This window comes from Ruegeria sp. AB8, from assembly GCF_056542605.1.
On sequence record NZ_JBQGAB010000107.1, the window covers coordinates 1 to 919 of the forward strand.

The 919-nt window shown below is 53.4% G+C and carries 2 protein-coding genes; one reads left to right on the forward strand and one right to left on the reverse strand.

Annotated features, from left to right (window positions below):
• Positions 1-403, reverse strand: a 403-nt coding sequence (locus tag ACR0CG_RS23990; protein ID WP_480528016.1) for a helix-turn-helix domain-containing protein, incomplete at its 3' end; no start/stop codon positions are given.
• A 70-nt stretch (positions 404-473) separates the two neighbouring features.
• Between ACR0CG_RS23990 and ACR0CG_RS23995 the strand changes: the two genes are divergently transcribed.
• On the forward strand, positions 474-919 hold a 446-nt coding region (locus ACR0CG_RS23995), incomplete at its 3' end, for a selenium-binding protein SBP56-related protein (protein ID WP_480528018.1).

The following is a 919-nucleotide window of genomic DNA, read 5'->3' on the forward strand; positions in this document are numbered from 1 at the left end:
TGGCGCAAGAGCACGCGTGCGTTGGTCGTTTGCCCATACCTGGATGAAGAAAAGACACGCCCGTCTGCGGTGTCTCCACATGAATAATCTCGACCCAATGGCCCCGTAGCCGAGACAAGAAAAACGCAGCGCCATAGTCATTCGCGGCGCCAGATAGGACAGGCGCAATCACTTGCAAAAGAGCGGGATCAGAGTGATCGCTCAACGTGATACGCTTTAGCCTATTCCCAATCGCGAACTCTCCGCGGGCTGGTGATTCAAGGAGGCCGGACGAAACAAGGTCTTGAACCAGCCTGTAGGCCGTCGGTTTAGGTATATCGGACTGAGCATAGATATCCGCTACGGACGCACGTCCTTTTTGACCCACGATTTCCAAAACCAGCGCTAATCGTTCGAGATGCATTTTTCTCACATTATGATAATTAAGTTTTCGATATACGATACAATTTAGGGAATCAAGGGAGGAGCAAACGATGGATGGACAATGCTGTGGACCGGGCTTCAAGAGTCCGCAAGAAGCCATCAAAGCCCCCCGAGAAAAGCTACTATACACGATCGCCATCTACACAGGCACCGGCATCCAGAAGCCTGATTACCTGGCTACAGTGGATGTTGACCCGGACAGCCCGACCTATTCTCAGGTAATCCATAGGCTGGAAATGCCGGGTATTGGGGACGAGCTTCACCACATGGGGTGGAACGCCTGTTCGTCCTGTCACGACGACGGCTCGATGTCCCGCAAATACCTGATCCTGCCAGGCGTACGCTCCAACAACCTTCACATCGTTGATACAGCCACTGACCCGCGTGCGCCGCGGTTGCATAAGGTCATCGACGGGGCCGAGATCAAGGCCAAGGCAGATTTATCGGGCCCGCATACGGTGCATTGTTTGGGCTCGGAAATCATCATTTCCTTCCT